This is a genomic window from Methylobacterium sp. D48H (assembly GCF_053345715.1).
Genome location: NZ_JBKFAP010000183.1, coordinates 1 through 294, shown reverse-complemented (window position 1 = coordinate 294; position 294 = coordinate 1). Strand labels below are relative to the sequence as shown.

Sequence of the window (294 nt, the reverse complement as noted above, 5' to 3'; positions counted from 1 at the left end):
AGTGCACGGGCGGCGCCCGGGCCCTGACGGCAGACGACCTGCAGGACCGCTACCACACCTACTGCGACCCGCGTCTCAACGCGGAGCAGGCGCTGGAGGTGGCGGTCCGCACGGCCGAGCTGGTCAAGGCCGAGCGCAGCCACATCGAGCGCCCGCGCCTCGACGCGGCCGAGTAGGGCAGATCTCCGACCGGTCATCCGACCGGCCAACGACGCGCGCTGTCCCCTCGCGGGGGCGGCGCGCACGGCCGGACACCGCGATGGTCAGGCGATCGCCCGGAGCGTGCCGTTCCAG

1 protein-coding gene is annotated in these 294 nt (G+C 74.5%); it reads left to right on the top strand.

The window, feature by feature from the left end; genetic code table 11:
• Positions 1 to 176 (top strand): 3-deoxy-7-phosphoheptulonate synthase (locus ACLBX8_RS32050; protein ID WP_447716456.1); only part of this gene is annotated, 176 nt, incomplete at its 5' end.
• Positions 177 to 294: the final 118 nt, after the last annotated feature.